The sequence below is a fragment of the Onishia taeanensis genome, from assembly GCF_013349955.1.
Taxonomy (GTDB): Bacteria; Pseudomonadota; Gammaproteobacteria; order Pseudomonadales; family Halomonadaceae; genus Onishia; species Onishia taeanensis_B.
Window position 1 is genome coordinate 596,963 of sequence record NZ_JABVXC010000001.1, and the last position, 16,206, is coordinate 613,168.

Annotated in this window: 18 protein-coding genes, 1 tRNA gene and 1 rRNA gene; 12 read left to right on the forward strand and 8 right to left on the reverse strand. The window is 63.3% G+C overall.

Annotated elements, in window-relative coordinates:
• Window positions 1-274 precede the first annotated feature (274 nt).
• Window positions 275-3,055, forward strand: coding sequence for a DUF349 domain-containing protein (locus tag HUS66_RS02680; protein WP_175069401.1), 2,781 nt, complete (start codon window positions 275-277; stop codon window positions 3,053-3,055).
• A 145-nt stretch (window positions 3,056-3,200) separates the two neighbouring features.
• Here HUS66_RS02680 and phbB read toward each other — a convergent pair whose 3' ends face one another.
• Window positions 3,201-3,947, reverse strand: coding sequence for an acetoacetyl-CoA reductase (gene phbB, locus HUS66_RS02685; RefSeq protein WP_175069402.1), 747 nt, complete (start codon window positions 3,945-3,947; stop codon window positions 3,201-3,203).
• A 186-nt stretch (window positions 3,948-4,133) separates the two neighbouring features.
• Between phbB and HUS66_RS02690 the strand changes: the two genes are divergently transcribed.
• A tRNA-Met gene (locus HUS66_RS02690) sits at window positions 4,134-4,210 on the forward strand.
• A 119-nt stretch (window positions 4,211-4,329) separates the two neighbouring features.
• Here the strand turns inward: HUS66_RS02690 and HUS66_RS02695 are convergent.
• Window positions 4,330-5,100 carry a DUF3750 domain-containing protein gene (locus HUS66_RS02695; protein ID WP_175069403.1) on the reverse strand — a complete coding sequence of 257 codons (771 nt, stop codon included), beginning with the start codon at window positions 5,098-5,100 and terminating at the stop codon, window positions 4,330-4,332.
• Window positions 5,101-5,231: 131 nt separating this feature from the next.
• Here HUS66_RS02695 and HUS66_RS02700 point away from each other — a divergent pair, with 131 nt between their 5' ends.
• Complete coding sequence (locus tag HUS66_RS02700; protein WP_175069404.1) at window positions 5,232-6,158, forward strand: thioredoxin family protein; 927 nt, start codon at window positions 5,232-5,234, stop codon at window positions 6,156-6,158.
• A gap of 12 nt (window positions 6,159-6,170) precedes the next feature.
• Here HUS66_RS02700 and HUS66_RS02705 read toward each other — a convergent pair whose 3' ends face one another.
• Window positions 6,171-7,325: a MalY/PatB family protein gene (locus HUS66_RS02705; RefSeq protein ID WP_175069405.1), complete on the reverse strand. Its 1,155-nt coding sequence runs from the start codon at window positions 7,323-7,325 to the stop codon at window positions 6,171-6,173.
• Window positions 7,326-7,368: 43 nt separating this feature from the next.
• Here HUS66_RS02705 and HUS66_RS02710 point away from each other — a divergent pair, with 43 nt between their 5' ends.
• From HUS66_RS02710 to HUS66_RS02735, 6 genes are all read left to right on the forward strand, one after another.
• Window positions 7,369-7,794 (forward strand): hypothetical protein, encoded by a 426-nt coding sequence (locus tag HUS66_RS02710; protein ID WP_175069406.1) that lies wholly within the window; start codon window positions 7,369-7,371, stop codon window positions 7,792-7,794.
• A 100-nt stretch (window positions 7,795-7,894) separates the two neighbouring features.
• Window positions 7,895-8,305 (forward strand): acyl-CoA thioesterase, encoded by a 411-nt coding sequence (locus HUS66_RS02715; protein WP_175069407.1) that lies wholly within the window; start codon window positions 7,895-7,897, stop codon window positions 8,303-8,305.
• On the forward strand, window positions 8,302-8,772 hold the full coding sequence (gene ybaK / locus HUS66_RS02720) for a Cys-tRNA(Pro) deacylase (RefSeq protein WP_175069408.1): 471 nt from the start codon (window positions 8,302-8,304) through the stop codon (window positions 8,770-8,772). The genes HUS66_RS02715 and ybaK overlap by 4 nt, the downstream gene beginning before the upstream one ends.
• A 153-nt stretch (window positions 8,773-8,925) precedes the next feature.
• Window positions 8,926-9,255, forward strand: coding sequence for a hypothetical protein (locus HUS66_RS02725; protein ID WP_112056480.1), 330 nt, complete (start codon window positions 8,926-8,928; stop codon window positions 9,253-9,255).
• On the forward strand, window positions 9,224-9,745 hold the full coding sequence (locus tag HUS66_RS02730; protein ID WP_175069409.1) for a DUF501 domain-containing protein: 522 nt from the start codon (window positions 9,224-9,226) through the stop codon (window positions 9,743-9,745). Before HUS66_RS02725 ends, HUS66_RS02730 begins: the two co-directional genes overlap by 32 nt.
• A 63-nt stretch (window positions 9,746-9,808) precedes the next feature.
• Window positions 9,809-10,360, forward strand: coding sequence for a TIGR00730 family Rossman fold protein (locus HUS66_RS02735; RefSeq protein ID WP_175069410.1), 552 nt, complete (start codon window positions 9,809-9,811; stop codon window positions 10,358-10,360).
• Window positions 10,361-10,517: 157 nt separating this feature from the next.
• On the opposite strand, the gene HUS66_RS02740 is transcribed toward HUS66_RS02735, so the two are convergent.
• Complete coding sequence (locus HUS66_RS02740; protein ID WP_175069411.1) at window positions 10,518-11,027, reverse strand: hypothetical protein; 510 nt, start codon at window positions 11,025-11,027, stop codon at window positions 10,518-10,520.
• A 95-nt stretch (window positions 11,028-11,122) separates the two neighbouring features.
• Window positions 11,123-11,629 carry a tetratricopeptide repeat protein gene (locus HUS66_RS02745; RefSeq protein ID WP_175069412.1) on the reverse strand — a complete coding sequence of 169 codons (507 nt, stop codon included), beginning with the start codon at window positions 11,627-11,629 and terminating at the stop codon, window positions 11,123-11,125.
• Window positions 11,630-11,865: 236 nt separating this feature from the next.
• Here HUS66_RS02745 and HUS66_RS02750 point away from each other — a divergent pair, with 236 nt between their 5' ends.
• Both HUS66_RS02750 and yaaA read left to right on the forward strand, forming a co-directional pair.
• Window positions 11,866-12,897, forward strand: coding sequence for an NADP(H)-dependent aldo-keto reductase (locus tag HUS66_RS02750; protein WP_175069413.1), 1,032 nt, complete (start codon window positions 11,866-11,868; stop codon window positions 12,895-12,897).
• A gap of 198 nt (window positions 12,898-13,095) precedes the next feature.
• Window positions 13,096-13,875, forward strand: a complete 780-nt coding sequence (gene yaaA, locus HUS66_RS02755) for a peroxide stress protein YaaA (RefSeq protein WP_175069414.1) — start codon at window positions 13,096-13,098, stop codon at window positions 13,873-13,875.
• 55 nt (window positions 13,876-13,930) lie between these two features.
• Here yaaA and HUS66_RS02760 read toward each other — a convergent pair whose 3' ends face one another.
• Window positions 13,931-14,503 (reverse strand): isochorismatase family protein, encoded by a 573-nt coding sequence (locus tag HUS66_RS02760; protein WP_175069415.1) that lies wholly within the window; start codon window positions 14,501-14,503, stop codon window positions 13,931-13,933.
• Window positions 14,504-14,603: 100 nt separating this feature from the next.
• Here HUS66_RS02760 and HUS66_RS02765 point away from each other — a divergent pair, with 100 nt between their 5' ends.
• Window positions 14,604-15,440, forward strand: a complete 837-nt coding sequence (locus HUS66_RS02765) for a Tim44 domain-containing protein (RefSeq protein ID WP_175069416.1) — start codon at window positions 14,604-14,606, stop codon at window positions 15,438-15,440.
• A 178-nt stretch (window positions 15,441-15,618) separates the two neighbouring features.
• Here HUS66_RS02765 and HUS66_RS02770 read toward each other — a convergent pair whose 3' ends face one another.
• Together HUS66_RS02770 and rrf are read right to left on the reverse strand one after the other, a co-directional pair.
• Window positions 15,619-15,834 carry a hypothetical protein gene (locus HUS66_RS02770; protein WP_217487845.1) on the reverse strand — a complete coding sequence of 72 codons (216 nt, stop codon included), beginning with the start codon at window positions 15,832-15,834 and terminating at the stop codon, window positions 15,619-15,621.
• A gap of 296 nt (window positions 15,835-16,130) precedes the next feature.
• Window positions 16,131-16,206 (reverse strand): 5S ribosomal RNA (rrf, locus tag HUS66_RS18060); the annotation flags it as partial.

The window sequence follows — 16,206 nt, forward strand, 5'->3', positions numbered from 1 at the left end:
GGACTCCGCAGGGGGTGATGAAGGTTAAAGCTAAGCGAGGGATAGCCCCCCTGCAACTGATCATAAGACCAAGAGGCCAAGCTGTCAGTGATTGTCTTGTCCGAGTTGTGCCTGACGAGCATTTATTTCCGCCGGGAAAGCCATCTGGTCAGCCGGCCGGTGAGTGATGCCTCCATGACGGCGGGACTTTTCCGACCCTTCGTCACATGCTTAGATGGAGAGTCACCGCCATGGCGCGTCGCAGGCCGCGCCTATACAGGAACGCAACATCATCATGTCAGGAAAGACACCCACAGGATGGCTTCGTCGCCTGCTGGCGCCCCGCTGGCAGCACCCGGATGCCGAGAAACGTCGCGAGGCCGCCGCGCGACTCGATGCCGCTCGCCCGGAGGAACATCGTCGGCTAGAAACGCTGGCCCAGGACCAGGACGCCCGCGTACGCCAGGCAGCCCTGTCGCAGATCGGCGACCCGGAAACCTTGCTGGCGATGATGGACGAGGCCGCCTCGCCCGAATTGACGGCCCGCCTGGTCGCCTTGCTGGTGGGGCGTGAACCAGGCGTCAGCCTGGACCGCCGCCTGGCACTGGTCGAGTGCCTCGATCAGACACGTCTGTTGAGTGACATCACCCTGCAGGGCGATAACCAGCAGCTGCGGCTGACGGCACTGGCGCGCATAGACGATGAAGAAACGCTGATCCACCAGGCCTGCGAGAACGGCATCGCCACCGTGCGCCGTGCCGCAGCCGAGCGTATCGACAGCGAAGAGGGGCTGCGCGAGCTGTCTCGCCGCGCCCGGCGCGACAAGCAGATTCACCGGCTGGCCCGCGAAGCCCTTGGCAGGCGCCGCGCCAATGCGGCTCAGGCTGCCGCCGCCAACGAGAAGCGCGAGCGGCTGCTCAGCGCTCTGGAGGCGCACGTCACTCACGCCTGGGAGCCCCTTTACGCCGGCCGATACCGGCACCTTAGGCGCGAGTGGGAAGCCCTCAAGGACCTGCCTAGCGCCGAGCAGGAACGCCGCTATCAGGATGCCTCTCTGGCATGCCGCAAGGTAATCAGCGATCACGAGGCTCATCAACAGGCCGCCGAAAGTGTGCATGAGCAGCGCGCAAGCGACGACGAGACCCGCCTTGGCCTGATCGAAGCGCTGGAAGAAAGCCTCGCCGGGCTTCGCCAGAATGAGCGCCTCACCGGTCAGGACCTGGCCAGCCTGCGCGCCCAGCGGCGCCTGCTGGAGCAGCGCTGGGAAGAGCTCTCCGACCGCCACCCGCCGCAACATGAACTGCGCGAGCGCTACAGCCGGGCCCTGGCCGACTATCATCACCTGGATGTCGCCTGGGCGAGGCTTGAGCAGCATGCCGACACCCTGGAGCGCGCGGTCACCGACCATGATCGCGACCGGCTATTGGCGCTGCTCGAAGCCGTCGACTGGCCTGACGACCTGCCCCCTGTGGATGCGATCGAGCGTGCCCACGCACAGCTCGACCGCACCCCGTCATCCCAGACAACGGTGAGTCGCGAGGAAATCGAGCGCGGCCTCTCGGCCCTCGATGAAAAGCTCAAGCGCGGCGCCTTCAAGGCCGCCAGCCGCCTGCATCAGCAGCTGCGCCAGCAGTTGGAGGCGCGGCCGGCAGACGATCGCCAGGCACTCGAGGGCACTCTCAAACGCCAGGGTGCTCAGCTCGCCGAACTGCGTGACTGGCGCGGCTTCGTTGCCGCCCCCAAGCGTGACCAGCTATGCCAGGCCATCGAAACTCTGGCCGACGATGACACCCTAGCCGCCGATGTGCTGGACCGCCGCCATCGCCGGCTGGTCACGGAGTGGAAGGCACTGGGTGACGCCGCCGCCACCCGCGAGCTATCGCAACGCTTTCGCCAAGCCTCCGAACGCATCCATGCGCGCCTGGCGCCCTGGCGAGACCAGCAGCGAGCCCAGCGTGTTCAGAATCTCGAGACCCGCCAAGCACTGTGCGACCAGCTTGCCACCCTGCTGGATGCTCCCGATCCCGAGGCCGACCCGGACGCACTGCGCGAGATTCGCGACAAAGCCCGCGAACAGTGGCGTCGCTGCACGCCGGTACCGCGCCAGCAGGCACAAGCAGTCGGCCAGCGTTTCGCCACGCTCAGCCATGACCTTCAGACGCTGATCGATCGCCGCGCCCAGCAGATCGCGACCGCCAAGCGCGAGCTGATCGCCGAGGCCCGCCGCCTCAGCGGGTCGTCTCAACCAGCGACCCAGCGCGCCCAGGAGGCCAAGGGCCTACAGCGACGCTGGCGCGCCCTGGGACGAGCGCCCAAGGGCGAGGAACAGGCTCTGTGGCGGGAGTTCCGTAATCTCTGTGACGAGATCTTCGCCAGTCGCGAGGCCGAATACGTTGATCAGGCCTCCCGCGCAAAGGCACGCCTGGACGCCATGCAGGCCGTGATCGATCGCTTCGATGCCTGGCAGCCATCCTCGAGCGCCGACGAGCCAGTGCTCGAGCAGGCCATCGCCGAAGTCGACGCACTCAAACCGCTACCACCCGGCCGGCGCACCGACGGCATGCGCAAGCGCTGGACCGGTATCGTACGGGCTCGCCGCGAACGGCTGGCAAGACTGGCGGTTAACGAGGAAATTCTCGCCTGGCAGTCCCTGCAGCCCCTGCTTAACGCGCATCTTGACGCTGACCGCAAAGCGCTGGACGGCCTGGCGCCCAGCGACGTTTCCGGCGTCGAGGGCCTCAACGGCGACATGCTGAAGGCTCACCAAGCACGCAATGCCGCCCGTCGCGATCCGCCGCCGCCAGATGCCGTCAAGGACACTCTGACCCGCCTGCGGGTTCACATGGCGCTATTGGCAGGCAGCGGGCTCGCGCACCAGGACGAACCCCTGCGCCTGGCCATTCAGGTCGAGCGACTCAACGAGGGCCTGGGCCAAGAGCCAACACGCGCCGAAGAGCTGCACAACGTCTTGTGCACCCTGCTGGCAACCGGACCGATGCCGGCAGAGCACTGGGAGCATGAAGCGCCGGAGCTCGATGCCCTGCTACACCAGATGCTGCCCCTGCCACCGCCTTGATCAGCCTCCATGACGCCCTGTTCAGCCGCGTCCTACACCCGCATTACCAACGAAAAGACCCGAAGCCTTGGCTTCGGGTCTCTTGTTGGCGTGCCTCTTACTGCTATTTTAGTCGTCCGAATCACACGTCAGACGTTGATGACGATCAGCCCATGAACTGTCCACCGTTGATGTCCAGGTTGGCGCCGGTGATGAAGCCGGACTCCTTGTCGGCCAGGAAGACCACCGCCCGGGCAATCTCTTCCGGGGTGCCGTAACGCTTGACCGGAATACCCTCGCGAATCGCCTCACGCACCTTCTCGGGAATTTTCATGATCATGTCAGTGGCGATGTAGCCAGGTGACAGGGTATTGACGGTGATGCCCTTGGTCGCGGTCTCCTGCGCCAGCGACATGGTCAGGCCATGCATGCCGGCCTTGGCGGCCGCATAGTTGACCTGGCCGAACTGGCCCTTGCGGCCGTTGATCGAGGAGATGTTCACAATGCGACCGTAGCCATGCTCGAGCATGTCTTCGATAACGCTGCGACAGGTGTTGAAGACACTGTTGAGGTTGGTGTCGATGACTTCATGCCACTGATCAGGCGTCATCTTCTTCATGGTACCGTCACGGGTAATGCCGGCACAGTTGACCAGCACGCTGACCGGGCCATGCTGGTCGCGAATCTCGGCCACTCCAGCGACACATTCGTCATAGTTGGTCAGGTCGACACCTGACAGTGCGATATTGTCGAAACCATCGGCCTGTTGATCGGCGAGCCACTGCTTGGCCTTTTCAGGATTGTGGTAACCGGCAACGACTTGATAGCCCTCCTTGGCAAGGGCACGACAGATTGCCGATCCAATGCCACCGGTCCCCCCGGTAACCCATGCGACGGGTGCTGCATTAGCCATGATGTATCTCCCTGATAGATGACTGTGTGCTACAACGTGCTTCGGTCAGTATGGACCATTACCGCGCCGACCCCTTGAGCATGACAACCCCCCCTGCCACTTTCAATTCATACAGATCACACTCCACCGCCTTCGATTCAACTCTTGACCCAGCGCAATTATCGTGTAGTATACGTCTCACGTTGATGCGGGGTGGAGCAGTCTGGTAGCTCGTCGGGCTCATAACCCGAAGGTCATCGGTTCAAATCCGGTCCCCGCTACCAAATATAGAAAAAGCCGATACTCACTAGAGTGTCGGCTTTTTTGTATTTGGCCTTTACTCACCACCACAGCGATTCTGTATCTGGTCGGTGCTCACCACCAATTCGAACTGCTTACCCCACTAGCGAGAAACACCGTCGCCTTGCACCGGCTCCGCAGCTCCCAGGCGGCCGATACCGGGCAACTTGAGAGCGGGCGGCCATGGGTCGATGCCCAGCGTCAGGCCCAGCAGGTTCACCTCCAGCCCTTCCTCCCGAGCCAGCAGAATCCCCGCCAGCCCTCCAAGTGCCAGCTGGTAGCCACTACCACTGGGCGCATCGGCCAGTACGCCGCCGAATAAGTAGTCCTTGCCCAAGGCATGGGGCGGCAATGCCACTTCGAGCCCGGGGACCTCACGCACGATCCAGGCAATGAAGGTATTGCTGTTGGGCCCGGGCCAGGCACGATAGCGGTCCGGGGCCGGGTAGCGAGCCACCGCGGCCTCGATGCGGGGAATCAGCTTGGCCGCCACAGCGCCGCGATAGTCAGCAAGCAGGCTGGGCGGGTTACCATACCAGGCACGATCCGGCGCCCCCCACTGGCTGACCATATGGGGTCGCCGCCAGCTCAGCACCTGGTGGCGACGATAGCCCTCAGCGCCGGCGGCCTTGGTAGCGATCCAGGTATGCACGGCGAAGGCCCCTCGCCAGCTGTAAGCTCTGGCCGCATAGACTTGAACGACCGCCTCGGGCGTCACGTCAGGCGCCGGCGCCAGTCCTGCCGGCCGACGATCGGCCTCTGACCAGTGAGTGTCGAGACCGACCCGTTCACCTGCCAGCATCCACAACGGCCCCACCAGCAATAGCGCTACGCCAGCGAGCATCACCAGTACGCCCTTCATCACCTGCGCCATCTTCGCTCCCACACGCATTCTCAAAACCAAAGCACCACGGCATGGGCGCGCGCCTTGTGGCAGACACCTTGAATCTCCGGCTTACCACCCGCATCTAACGAGTAAATTCCCAAACACTCAAGGTAGCCTGCATGCCGATCGTCGACCCGCGCAGTGGCGCCCCCCTGAATCCCGAAGCAGAAGCCGGTGAGACGGCCGGTGCCGATTCCGCCGCCTACATCGTCGATCTCGACATGAGCAACTTCCAGCAAGTGGTGCTGGAAGGCTCGATGAATACGCCGGTGGTACTGGATTGCTGGGCGTCCTGGTGCGAACCCTGCAAGAACCTGATGCCGGTGCTGGAAAAGCTGGCCCGTGAGTACAACGGCGCCTTCGTCCTGGCCAAGCTCAACATCGAGGAGCATCAGCAGATCGCCGCCCAGCTAGGCATCCGCTCGGTGCCGGACGTCAAGCTGATCATGCAGGGCCAACTCTATGACGAGTTCCAGGGCGCGCTGCCGGAAAGCCAGATCCGCGAGTGGCTTAGCAAACACATCGCCGCGCCCGCAACCCCCGAGGCCTCTCCCGAGGAGCAGGCCGAGGCGGCGCTGGCGGCCGGCGACCCGGCTACCGCCCGGGCGATTTACCAACAGCTGGTGCAGGACAACCCCCAGCATCATGACTATCAGATCGACCTGGCCAGCGCCGTGCTAGCAGAGGGTCAACCTGAGGATGCCCGGGCAATCCTCGACAACCTGCCCCCCGAGCACCGGGATGCGCCGCGTGCTCGGGGCGTGCGTGCGCGGCTTGAGTTCGGCGAAGAAGCGCCGGATGCCGCAACACTGGCCGCACTGGGTGATCGCGACGACAGCGAGGCACAGTTTTTGCGCGCTCTGCGCCAAGTCGCCGACGGCGACTATGAACCCGGCCTCGACGCCCTACTGACGCTGATGAAACGCGACCGCGCCTACGGCGACGATGCCGCCAGGAAGACGCTGCTGCGGGTCTTCGATGCCCTCGGCGCCGACCATCCGTTGACGGTGACCTATCGACGCAAGCTGTTCGCGCAACTCTACTAAGCCAGTACAGAACTAAGCCAGTACACGGTCGAGGCGGCTAAGCGCCTCGTCCAGCTGGGTGCGGGTGGTGCCGAAGTTGAGCCGCACGAAGCCCGGCCAGCCAAAGTCGGTACCATCTGAGAGTGCCACCCGCGCCTCCTTGAGCAGCAGTCGCTGCGGTGATTCGCCCAACCCAGCCTGGCGCAGGTCGAGCCAGGCGAGATAGGTGGATTGGGGCGCGCTCATCGACACGCCCGGCCAGCCGGCCACTGCCTCGGCCAGGCGCACCCGGTGCCCGCGCAGGGTCTCGAGCAGCGCTTGGCGCCAGGGCTCTCCATGACGATAGGCGGCTTCGGCGGCGACCAGGCCCATCAGATTGACGTCCGGCAACAGGCCACGCCCGGCGGCGATGAACTGTCGGCGCAGCCCGGGGTCCGGAATCACCGCACAGGCAGCGGTCAGGCCAGCCAAGTTGAAGGTTTTGGAGGGCGCCCAGAGAGTGATGATGCGCGCGGCAAGGGCCGGGAACATCGCCGCCAGCGGCCGGTGGCGCGCGTTTTCATCCAGCAGCAGGTCGCAGTGCAGCTCATCGGAGACCACCAGCAGATCGTGACGCTCGACCAGTTCGGCCAGGCCCTCGAGCTCGTCGATGCTCCAGGCCCGCCCGGTCGGGTTGTGGGGCTGACACCACAACAGCAACCGAGTCTCGGAGGTAATAGCCGCCTCCAGCGCTGCCAAGTCGAGTCGCCAGGGCTCTCCCGGCGCCGCGGGCTCGGCAAGTGCGGCGGTCTGCGCGCGTCGCCCAGTGCGCTCGGCGACCTTGAGGAACGGCGGGTAAATCGGTGTCACCGTCAGGATACCGTCCCCCGGCTCGGTGAAGGCCAGGCTCGCCAGGTGCAGCGCCGGTACCACCCCCGGCAGCCAGTGCTGCCACTCAGGCTTGATCGACCAGTCGTAGTGCTCGCCACTCCAGGTGCATAGCGCCTCGCGCAGACCGTCGGGCACCACGCCGTAGCCGAATACCCCGTGGCTGACTCGCGCCTCCAGAGCCTCGATGACCGCCGGCGGCGAACGGAAATCCATGTCGGCGACCCACAGCGGCGCCACGTCTTCGTCATAGCGCTGCCATTTCTGGGACGGCCAGTCGGGATGTCGCCGGGCCAACGGCGTGGCAAAATCGAACTGCATGCTGCCTCCTGTATCGTTCATCATCCTTGGGAATTCCTTGAACATGCCCGAAACCCCTTTCTATGCCAAGGCCATGCGCGGCGCCTCACACTTGGTGGGGCACTGGCTGCTGCTCGGTCAGGCGTCCCCTCAGCGCCTGGCCATGATTCTTGCTGACACAGCCCGGGTCGCCAAGCTCGGTGAGCCGGAGGAAACGCCGAATGGCGACGCCCTGGAAGCCTGGGGCCGCGGCGCCCAGCCACCGCTATGGGCGGCCCGCTCGGCGAGTTTCCTGCTCATGCAGATGCCGGCCAGGCCGGTGCCCCGCGACGAGACGGAAGCCTGTGCCTGGGCCTATTGCTGGCTGCGTAACCGCGACTTCGACAGTTTCGAGGAGGCCGAGAGCGCCTTGCCCGATCACCTGCGTGAAGCGCTCTCAGAAGCGCTGCCCGCGGCCTGGGCGGATCGCATCAGTCAGCGGCTGATCTAGCTCGCACCATGCGGCCCGCTGCCCCGGCCTTGGATGACTTGCCCAAAGGTCGGCGCCGGGCAATGCTGAGTATCTTCTTTCTGCTGCACCGGAGCCTTTGATGTTCGTCACGACCCTCGCCCCCGCTTTTCACGACACCGATGCCCTTGGGCACATCAATAACACCCGCCTGCCGGCCTGGTTCGAACAGGCACGTACTGATCTGTTTCGGCTATTCACGCCGGACCTCGACCCGCGCAAGTGGCAACTGATCCTGGCGCGCCTGGACGTGGAGTTCCTGGCCGAACTGCACTACGGAAGCAGTGTTGAGGTGCGAACCTTCCTGACCCGGCTCGGTAACAGCTCCTTCACGGTGACACAGGAAGCTCGGCAGCATGGCCAGCTATGCGCTCGCGGCAATACCGTGATGGTGCACTACGACCACGACGAGAAGCGCGCCAAGAAAATCGAGGGAGATCTACGCACGGCCCTCGAAGAACACCTGCAGGCGCCCGCAGAGGCCAAGTCATGACGCCAGCGGTTCGCACCCTGAAGGCATCGGGTATCGACTTCCAGCTTACCGAGTACGCCCATGACCCGCGGGCCGAGGCCTTTGGCGAGGAGGCCGCAAAGACATTGGGCCTGGCATCTCAGACCGTCTTCAAGACGCTGCTGGCCAAGCTCAATGACGGCCGCCTGGTGGTAGCGCTGGTGCCGGTGAGCGCACGGCTCGACCTCAAGGCACTGGCTCGGGCGGCCGGGGCGCGCAAGGCGACCCTCGCCGAGCCGTCGCTTGCCGAACGCACCACCGGCTATGTGGTGGGCGGCATCAGCCCCCTAGGCCAGAAGAAGCGCCTGTCGACCTTTCTCGACGAGAGCGCCCTGGCGCTCCCGACGCTACATGTCAGCGGTGGCCGCCGAGGCCTCGAAATCAGCCTGGCACCGAACGACCTGGTCACGCTGACCGGCGCCCAGCCAGTGCCCCTGACACGGACCTGAGCGTGTAGCTTGGCAGATACCGGGCCTATTCTGGGACCAGCGGTTCAAGCCGTGAGCCGAATGCCAATGGCCGCGGTCCCAATAACAACCCCGTAATAGCCGGCCCCCTTTGCAGCAACCTCTCAGCTCCGCCCTGACCGACCAGGAGGCGTCATGGCCATTCGCTATACTCTGTGGCTCGACCCGGACGACGTGGCTCGCCACCGTGCCGTCGAAGCCGATCTCGAGCATTACTTCGTCGAGCGCTTCGCCGACTTCCCGCACATCCGCTTGTTCGGGCATGACCCTTACGATTATGATGCGCCGTTCAATCGCCTCTACGACGCCCTCCTGGCGCGGGCCAACGACTACTGTGAGCGCCATTGGCGCTACGTGCCCACCCCGGTGCAGCTCAACACGGCCTTCTTCCGTGCCGTGGGGCGCTCGAACAAATTTCTGCGAGACCCCCAAGATGGTGATCCACACCGATCAGATCCCGAATGAACGCCAGCTGGCGATCATCACCGAACAGCTCGGCCGGCCGCCCCGCGGCACCATGGCGGTAGCCGCCACCGACGGCGAAGATACGCCGCTGGTACTGCGCATGGCGCCGATTGTCGAGGGCAAGCCTTTCCCCACGCTCTACTGGCTGAGCAGCGAACGGCTCAAGGTTGAGCTGTCACGCCTCGAGGCTCGCGGCGTGATCAAGGAGCTCGAGGCCCGCCTTCAGCAGGAGCCCGACTTCCTGGCCGCCTACCACCACAGCCATGAGGACTACGTGGCCCGTCGCTGGCGCTTCATGGATGAAGCCCAGCGTGCCGAGGTCGAACGCCTGGGCTATGCCAAGGTTCTCACCGAACGAGGCATCGGTGGCATCAGCAACTGGAATCAGGTGCGCTGCCTGCATACCCAATATGCCCACCATCTGTGCGGTGACAACGTGATCGGCAAGTGGCTGGACGCTGAATTTGGCGTTATCGACTGCCTGCCCTGAGCGGACGGCTGCAAAGCCCAGCAAAGGCGCGCTAGGATAATCGCCCGATCAAGGAGCATTTGCATGCCGAACATCTGTGTTTATCTGGGGTCCCGGGAAGGGAGCGATCCTTGCTTTCGCGAGGCAACCGTGGCGCTCGGCCGTGAAATCGGAAAACGCGGTCATTGCCTGGTCTATGGTGGCGCACGGGTCGGGCTGATGGGCGCCCTGGCCGATGCCGTGCTCGAGGCCGGCGGCGAGGTGACCGGCGTGATGCCGCATCATCTAGTAGAGCGCGAACAAGCCCACCACGGCCTGACGCAGCTGATCCATGTTGCCGACATGCATGAGCGCAAAGCCACCATGGCGGCCAGGGCCGATGCCTTCGTCGCCCTGCCCGGCGGCATCGGCACCCTAGAGGAGCTGTTCGAATCCTGGACATGGCAATATCTGGGCCTGCATGACAAGCCGATTGCCGTACTCGATACTCAGGATTTCTTCGCCCCGCTGCTGACCTTCCTCGACAGCCTGGTTAGCCAGGGCTTCCTCGACAGCCGAACCCGCGACGCCCTGAGTTCGGCACCGACACCGGCCGCGCTGCTGGATAGTCTGGAGCAGCAGTTGAGCCCCGTCTGAGCCGCGAATACCCGCATTGAACAACGGCACTCAACGACGATCGCCCGGCCAAATGCCGGGCGATCATCATTCAGGTATCTGAACATTGCCGCCATACTGGTGCGCTACAGAGGCAACGCAAAGGTGGCGCGGCAAAGGAGAGAGGCGAATAGAGAGGCTAGTCGCCGCTATCGGCGCGGGACAGCGCCAGGGTGCGCTCGTAGGTGAGCTGCAGCAGCCGAGCATCTTCGCCGGCGCGGTGACGCTGGATGCCACGCTCGGTGATCAATGCTTCCTTGGCAGTGCTCCACAGCTCCAATTGACGCTCGTCGAGCAGACGGCGCAGTGCCTCGAGCCGGAAACGCGGCAGCATCCCGGCATGGTGGAACAGCAGGGACATCCAAGTGTTGTCGTAGCCCCAGCTATCGCTGTAGGCGATGCCAGTCTCGGCCATCTCGTCGTTGAGCCAGCGCGCCACCTCAATCACCGGATGCCCCTCGCGCTGAAGCCGCGCACGGGAGATGCCATGCAGTAGCTCGGCCTTGGGGTCCCAATGAGTCCACTCCTCGAGGGGCTGGATCAGGAAAGCGCAGGTCGAGCCATCGGCGCGTGCCAATCCGATCTCAATCGGATAGCTGCCGCGCCCAAAACCGGACGCTTCGATATCCAACAGGGTAGGCAGCGTCACGACATGGACATCCTTTGTGGATCTGACGAAGAATCGGCGACCTCCTAGAAGCCGCCACTGGCCCTAGCCTATCGGCTCAGGGCGTCAGGGTCGACTCAGTGGCAGAGAGAGCCCGCGGGCGCGGTCTCATCGGCGACGCATTGATCGGCCAGAGCCTGCCAGTGCGAGGCGCGCAGTGGATCCACGGCGAGCCCCAGCATACCGCTACGATAGGCGTCGGCCAGGCGTTCGGCGGCCAGAGGATGGCCCGCCTCACCGGCACGGGCGTACCAAGTCACCGCCTTGTCGTCGCGACGCGGATACTGGGCACAGCCATGCTCGAAGATGCGACCAGCCTGATACTGAGCGCTTACGTCGCCCTGACGTGCAGCTTCCATCACATAGCGAGCCCCCTTGGCCTTGTCTTGGGGACGGATCGCACGATGGAACAGCATATGCCCATAGACCGACAGCGCGGATATATGACCCGCTTCTGCACAGCGTTGATACAGGTGCATCGTCAAGCGCTGGGTGCGTCGCGAACGTGGCAACCAGCGATTATGGAAGAGCTGTTCCGCCAGTCGATATTCGAGACGGGTAACCAAAGAAGATGCCTGATGCATGGCAAACAACCTAGCGTCCTGTTTAACGAGGAAATGCGCTCGTCGGAATCCGACGAGCGTCATCGTGTCACCGTACTAATAACTAGTTAACTAGTGGCCATCCGGGCGCCGCCGGGGCAACGGGGTGGCAAGCATACGCCCCCCATGCAGGGGACTCAACCCCCGTATTTGCCGCCGGCAAAGACCACCGCTACCATGCCGATTCACCCCGCGCTTTTCCCTGATTGGAGCGAGACATGCAAACGCGACCGCTTGGCGATACCGGCATCGATGTCAGCCGGCTGTGCCTAGGCACCATGACCTTCGGCGAGCAGAACAGCGAAGCCGAAGCGCACGAGCAGCTCGACCGCGCCACGGCGTTCGGCATCAACTTCATCGACACGGCAGAGATGTATCCCGTGCCGCCCAAGGCCGAAACCCAGGGTCTGACCGAAGCCTACGTGGGCAGCTGGCTGAAGGCCCGTGGCACCCGCGATGACGTCATCCTCGCCACCAAGGTGGCCGGTCCTGGTCTCGATCATATTCGCGGTGGCCCGCGGCTGACCCGCGAGCACATCCATCAAGCCATCGACGCGAGTCTTACGCGGCTGAACACCGATTACGTGGACCTCTATCAGCTGCACTGGCCCGACCGTAACGCTAATTTCTTCGGCAAGCTCGGCTATCAAGTCAAGGAAGACGAGGACGCCACCTCTCTCGAAGAGAGTCTGTCTGCCCTCAAGGAGCTGGTCGATGCTGGCAAGGTACGAGCCGTCGGCCTCTCCAATGAGACGCCCTGGGGCGTCATGCATGCCCTTTCTCTGGCCGATCGCCTTGGCCTGCCACGGGTCGCCAGCGTGCAGAACCCCTATAGCCTGCTCAACCGCAGCTATGAAGTCGGCCTTGCCGAGATCAGCCATCGCGAACGGGTTGGGCTACTGGCCTATTCGCCGTTGGCCTTCGGCGTGCTCTCCGGCAAATATCTGGATGGTGCCCAGCCCCCCAAGGGCCGCCTGACCCTCTTCGAACGCTTCAAGCGCTACACATCGCCGCTGGCCGATGAAGCGACCCGCGCCTATGTGGAGATCGCCCGCGAACACGGCCTGGATCCGGCGCAAATGGCGCTGGCCTACGTCAATTCACGGCCCTTCCTGACCAGTAACATCATCGGCGCGACCACCATGGAGCAGCTCGAGAGCAACCTGGCGAGCGAGTCGCTCAAGCTTGGCGATGAAGTGCTCGAGGCCATCGAGGCCGTGCATACCCGCCTGCCCAACCCTAGCCCCTGATGACACCTGTTCCTCAGGGGCTATCGCAGCACGCTCTTTGATCCCCGGCGGCCCACGCCGGGGATAGTGTTCGTTCGCCTCCTGGCGGCTATTGGCGCCATAGCGCTGCGACTATCCCCGTGCCCCGGGGTAGCTTGATATACTCAACGTCTGACGACGGGCCCAGCCGCCCATGCCGACTGTTCACAGGAGCGCCCTATGCTGAGCGTGATTTCCCCCGCCAAGACGCTGGATTTCGAGACCCCGCCAAGCACCGACACCTACAGCCAGCCCGATTATCTCGAACGCAGCCGTGAACTGATCGATGTCTTGCGCGACTACTCGCCTCAGCAGCTCAGTGAGTTGATGGGCATCAGCGACAAGCTGGCCGGTCTCAATGCCGCCCGCTTCGCCGAGTGGCAGACGCCCTTCACGCCGGAAAGCGCCAAGCCTGCGGCGCAGGCCTTCCAGGGCGACGTCTATGTGGGACTTGAAGCCACGAGCTTCAGCGAAGACGACAATGAGTTCGCCCAGGAGCACCTGCGCATTCTCTCCGGTCTCTATGGCCTGCTGCGACCGCTGGACCTGATCCTGCCCTACCGTCTTGAGATGGGCACCAAGCTTGCCAACCCGGCCGGCAAGGACCTCTATGCCTACTGGCGGGACACCCTGACTCGGGACCTGGATCGTGCTGTGACGGCCAGCGGCAGCCCGGTGCTGGTCAACCTGGCTTCCAACGAGTACTTCAAGGCCATCGACACCAAGAAACTCAATGCACGGGTCATCACCCCAGTGTTCAAGGACGAAAAGAACGGCCAGTACAAGATCATCAGCTTTTATGCCAAGAAGGCCCGCGGCTTGATGAGCGCCTGGATGGTCCGCGAGCGCCTTGACGACCCCGAAGGCCTCAAGAACTTCGATGTGGCCGGCTATCGCTTCAATGCGGCCATGTCGGAAGGCAATACGATGGTCTTCACCCGCCCCGAAGGCGCGTCCTGAGGTTCACAACTCTGCCTCAGCGCCTTGGCTCCGCACCAGCCAAGACCTCGTCAGTTCAAAAGCGCAGTTGGCGCATCGCGCGGGGCTTTAAGAATCCTTGGTGTGCTTCCTTGAAATGCTTGTCATCGCAGCGCTCGAGCCACTCATAGGCCGCCATGTCGGCACTGATTACGACACCCCCGGCGGCAGAGACTCGCTCTCGTGCCAGCCGCGCCTCCTCCGGGCGCCGGCTGACACAGGCCTCGGCAAGCCAGTACACCCGGTAGTCCGCCGCCAGGAGCCCCAGCGCCGTTTGCAGCACGCAGATATGCGCCTCGCTGCCGCAGATCACCACCTGCTTGCGACCCAGTTCGGCCAGCGCCCTAGCGAAAGGGGGCTCCTCATGGGCATCGAAATGTACCTTCTCCCAGCGAAGCGCATCGGGCGCCGCCGCCAGTAGTTGCGGATCCACTGACCCGAGACCTGCCGGATATTGCTCGGTAAGCCACACCGGTACATCAAGCATTCGCGACAGCCCGGCGAGCCAGGCCGCTTCGGTGACGGCCTGCTCACCGCCTTCGATCACCGGCAACAGGCCGGTTTGCAGGTCGACGATCAACAACAGGCTGGTCGTGCGGTCGAGTCGCATCTTGGTTTTCCCTCGCCATTGACGTTACGGATTCAGCATAGGCGCCGAAGCGGGTATTCTGTCAGGGAATCGAATCACCCCTCAGGAGTTTCCTCTCCCCATGCGCAATATCTTTGTACTCATCCTGGCCACCTTCATGAGTCTGGGCTTGGCCGTCGATCACGCCGAGGCCAAGCGACTGGGCGGCGGCAAAAGCTTCGGCTCCTACTCCCGTTCAGCGGACTCGACGGCCGCCACACCCAATCGTAGCGCCACCGCGGGCACTGGCGCCCGTCAGCCTTCGCGGGGGCTGTCACGCTTCGCCGGTCCCTTCGCCGGCCTGCTGGCTGGTGGCCTATTGGCTTCGCTGTTCTTCGGCGGAGCCTTCGACGAACTGCGCCTGATGGACCTATTGCTGGTGGCCGGTGCGGCCTTTCTGCTATTCCGTCTGTTCGCCAAGCGTCGTCAGCCAGCCACCGCCAATGGTGATCCAATGGCTCGCCAGGAGCAGAGCACCTCTCAGCCATTTTCTAATTCAGAAACCCTCTCCGAAACTCTTGGCGGTGGCCTTGGCGGTGCGAGCGCGACGCCGAGCTGGTTCGACAAGGAACGCTTCCTGGGCGGGGCCAAGGAGCACTTCATGACCCTGCAGCGCGCCTGGGACAATAACGACTTCGCCGGTATTCAAGAGTTTGTCACGCCAGCGTTCTACAATCAGCTGCGTGAAGAGCGCACCAACCACCCGGCCAATAATCGTACTGAGATCGTCAGACTGTTCGCGGAGCTTGGCGACGTGCGAGAGATCGCTCAGCAGGCCGAGGCCACGGTCATTTTCCACGGCGTCATGGACGAGAACGGCGAGCACAACGAGTTCAACGAGACCTGGCATCTGATTCGCGAGCTGCGTGATAACGCCCCCTGGTACCTGCAGGGCATCGAGCAGAACCCGGGCGCCTAAGACTCATACGCCAGACGTGATTCTAACGTTACTCTTCCACACGAGGCCTCAAGAACCACCAACAAAAATGCCGGGCTTTTGCCCGGCATTTTTGGATTACCCCACCGGTCAAACAGGTGAGTTCATCCGCAGCTATGAACATGGGGGTGTTCCCAATGCTCTTTCCTAACACGCCACCTTAGTAGTCAGACTGAGCCTCATCGGCCGCCTCTTCTACGTTATCACCGGCTTCCTCGATCGCATCCCCCGTGTCCTCCATGGCGTTATCGACCTTCTCACCGGCCTGTTCCGCAGGCCCTTCCTCTTCACAGCCAGTGATGGCAACGGCCATCATGGCCACCAGCAGCATGATGCCGAGCTTGCCCATCAGCTTGTCCGTAAGCTTCACGTTCATGATGTTGTCCTCCTGAATCATGGTTGCCATACCTGACGACGAGTGTCAGTTCAAACACCATAGCCGTCCTAGCGCTACGACACTACCCATAGCGCATTCAGCTCAAGCTCTTTCACGCATGACTCAACAGATGCACCTTGGGGCATCCTCGAATGACTGACACAAAAAACCCCGGGCGCGGATGCGTCCGGGGTTAGAAAATGCGGCTCGAGGCGCCCGTATCGGGTGCGCCTTTCAAGCGCCCAGACACGAAAAAACCCCGACCTGTAAAGGACCGGGGTTTTCTCTCAATAAGTGCCTGACAATGACCTACTCTCGCATGGAGAAACTCCACACTACCATCGGCGCTAAGCGGTTTCACTTCCGAGTTCG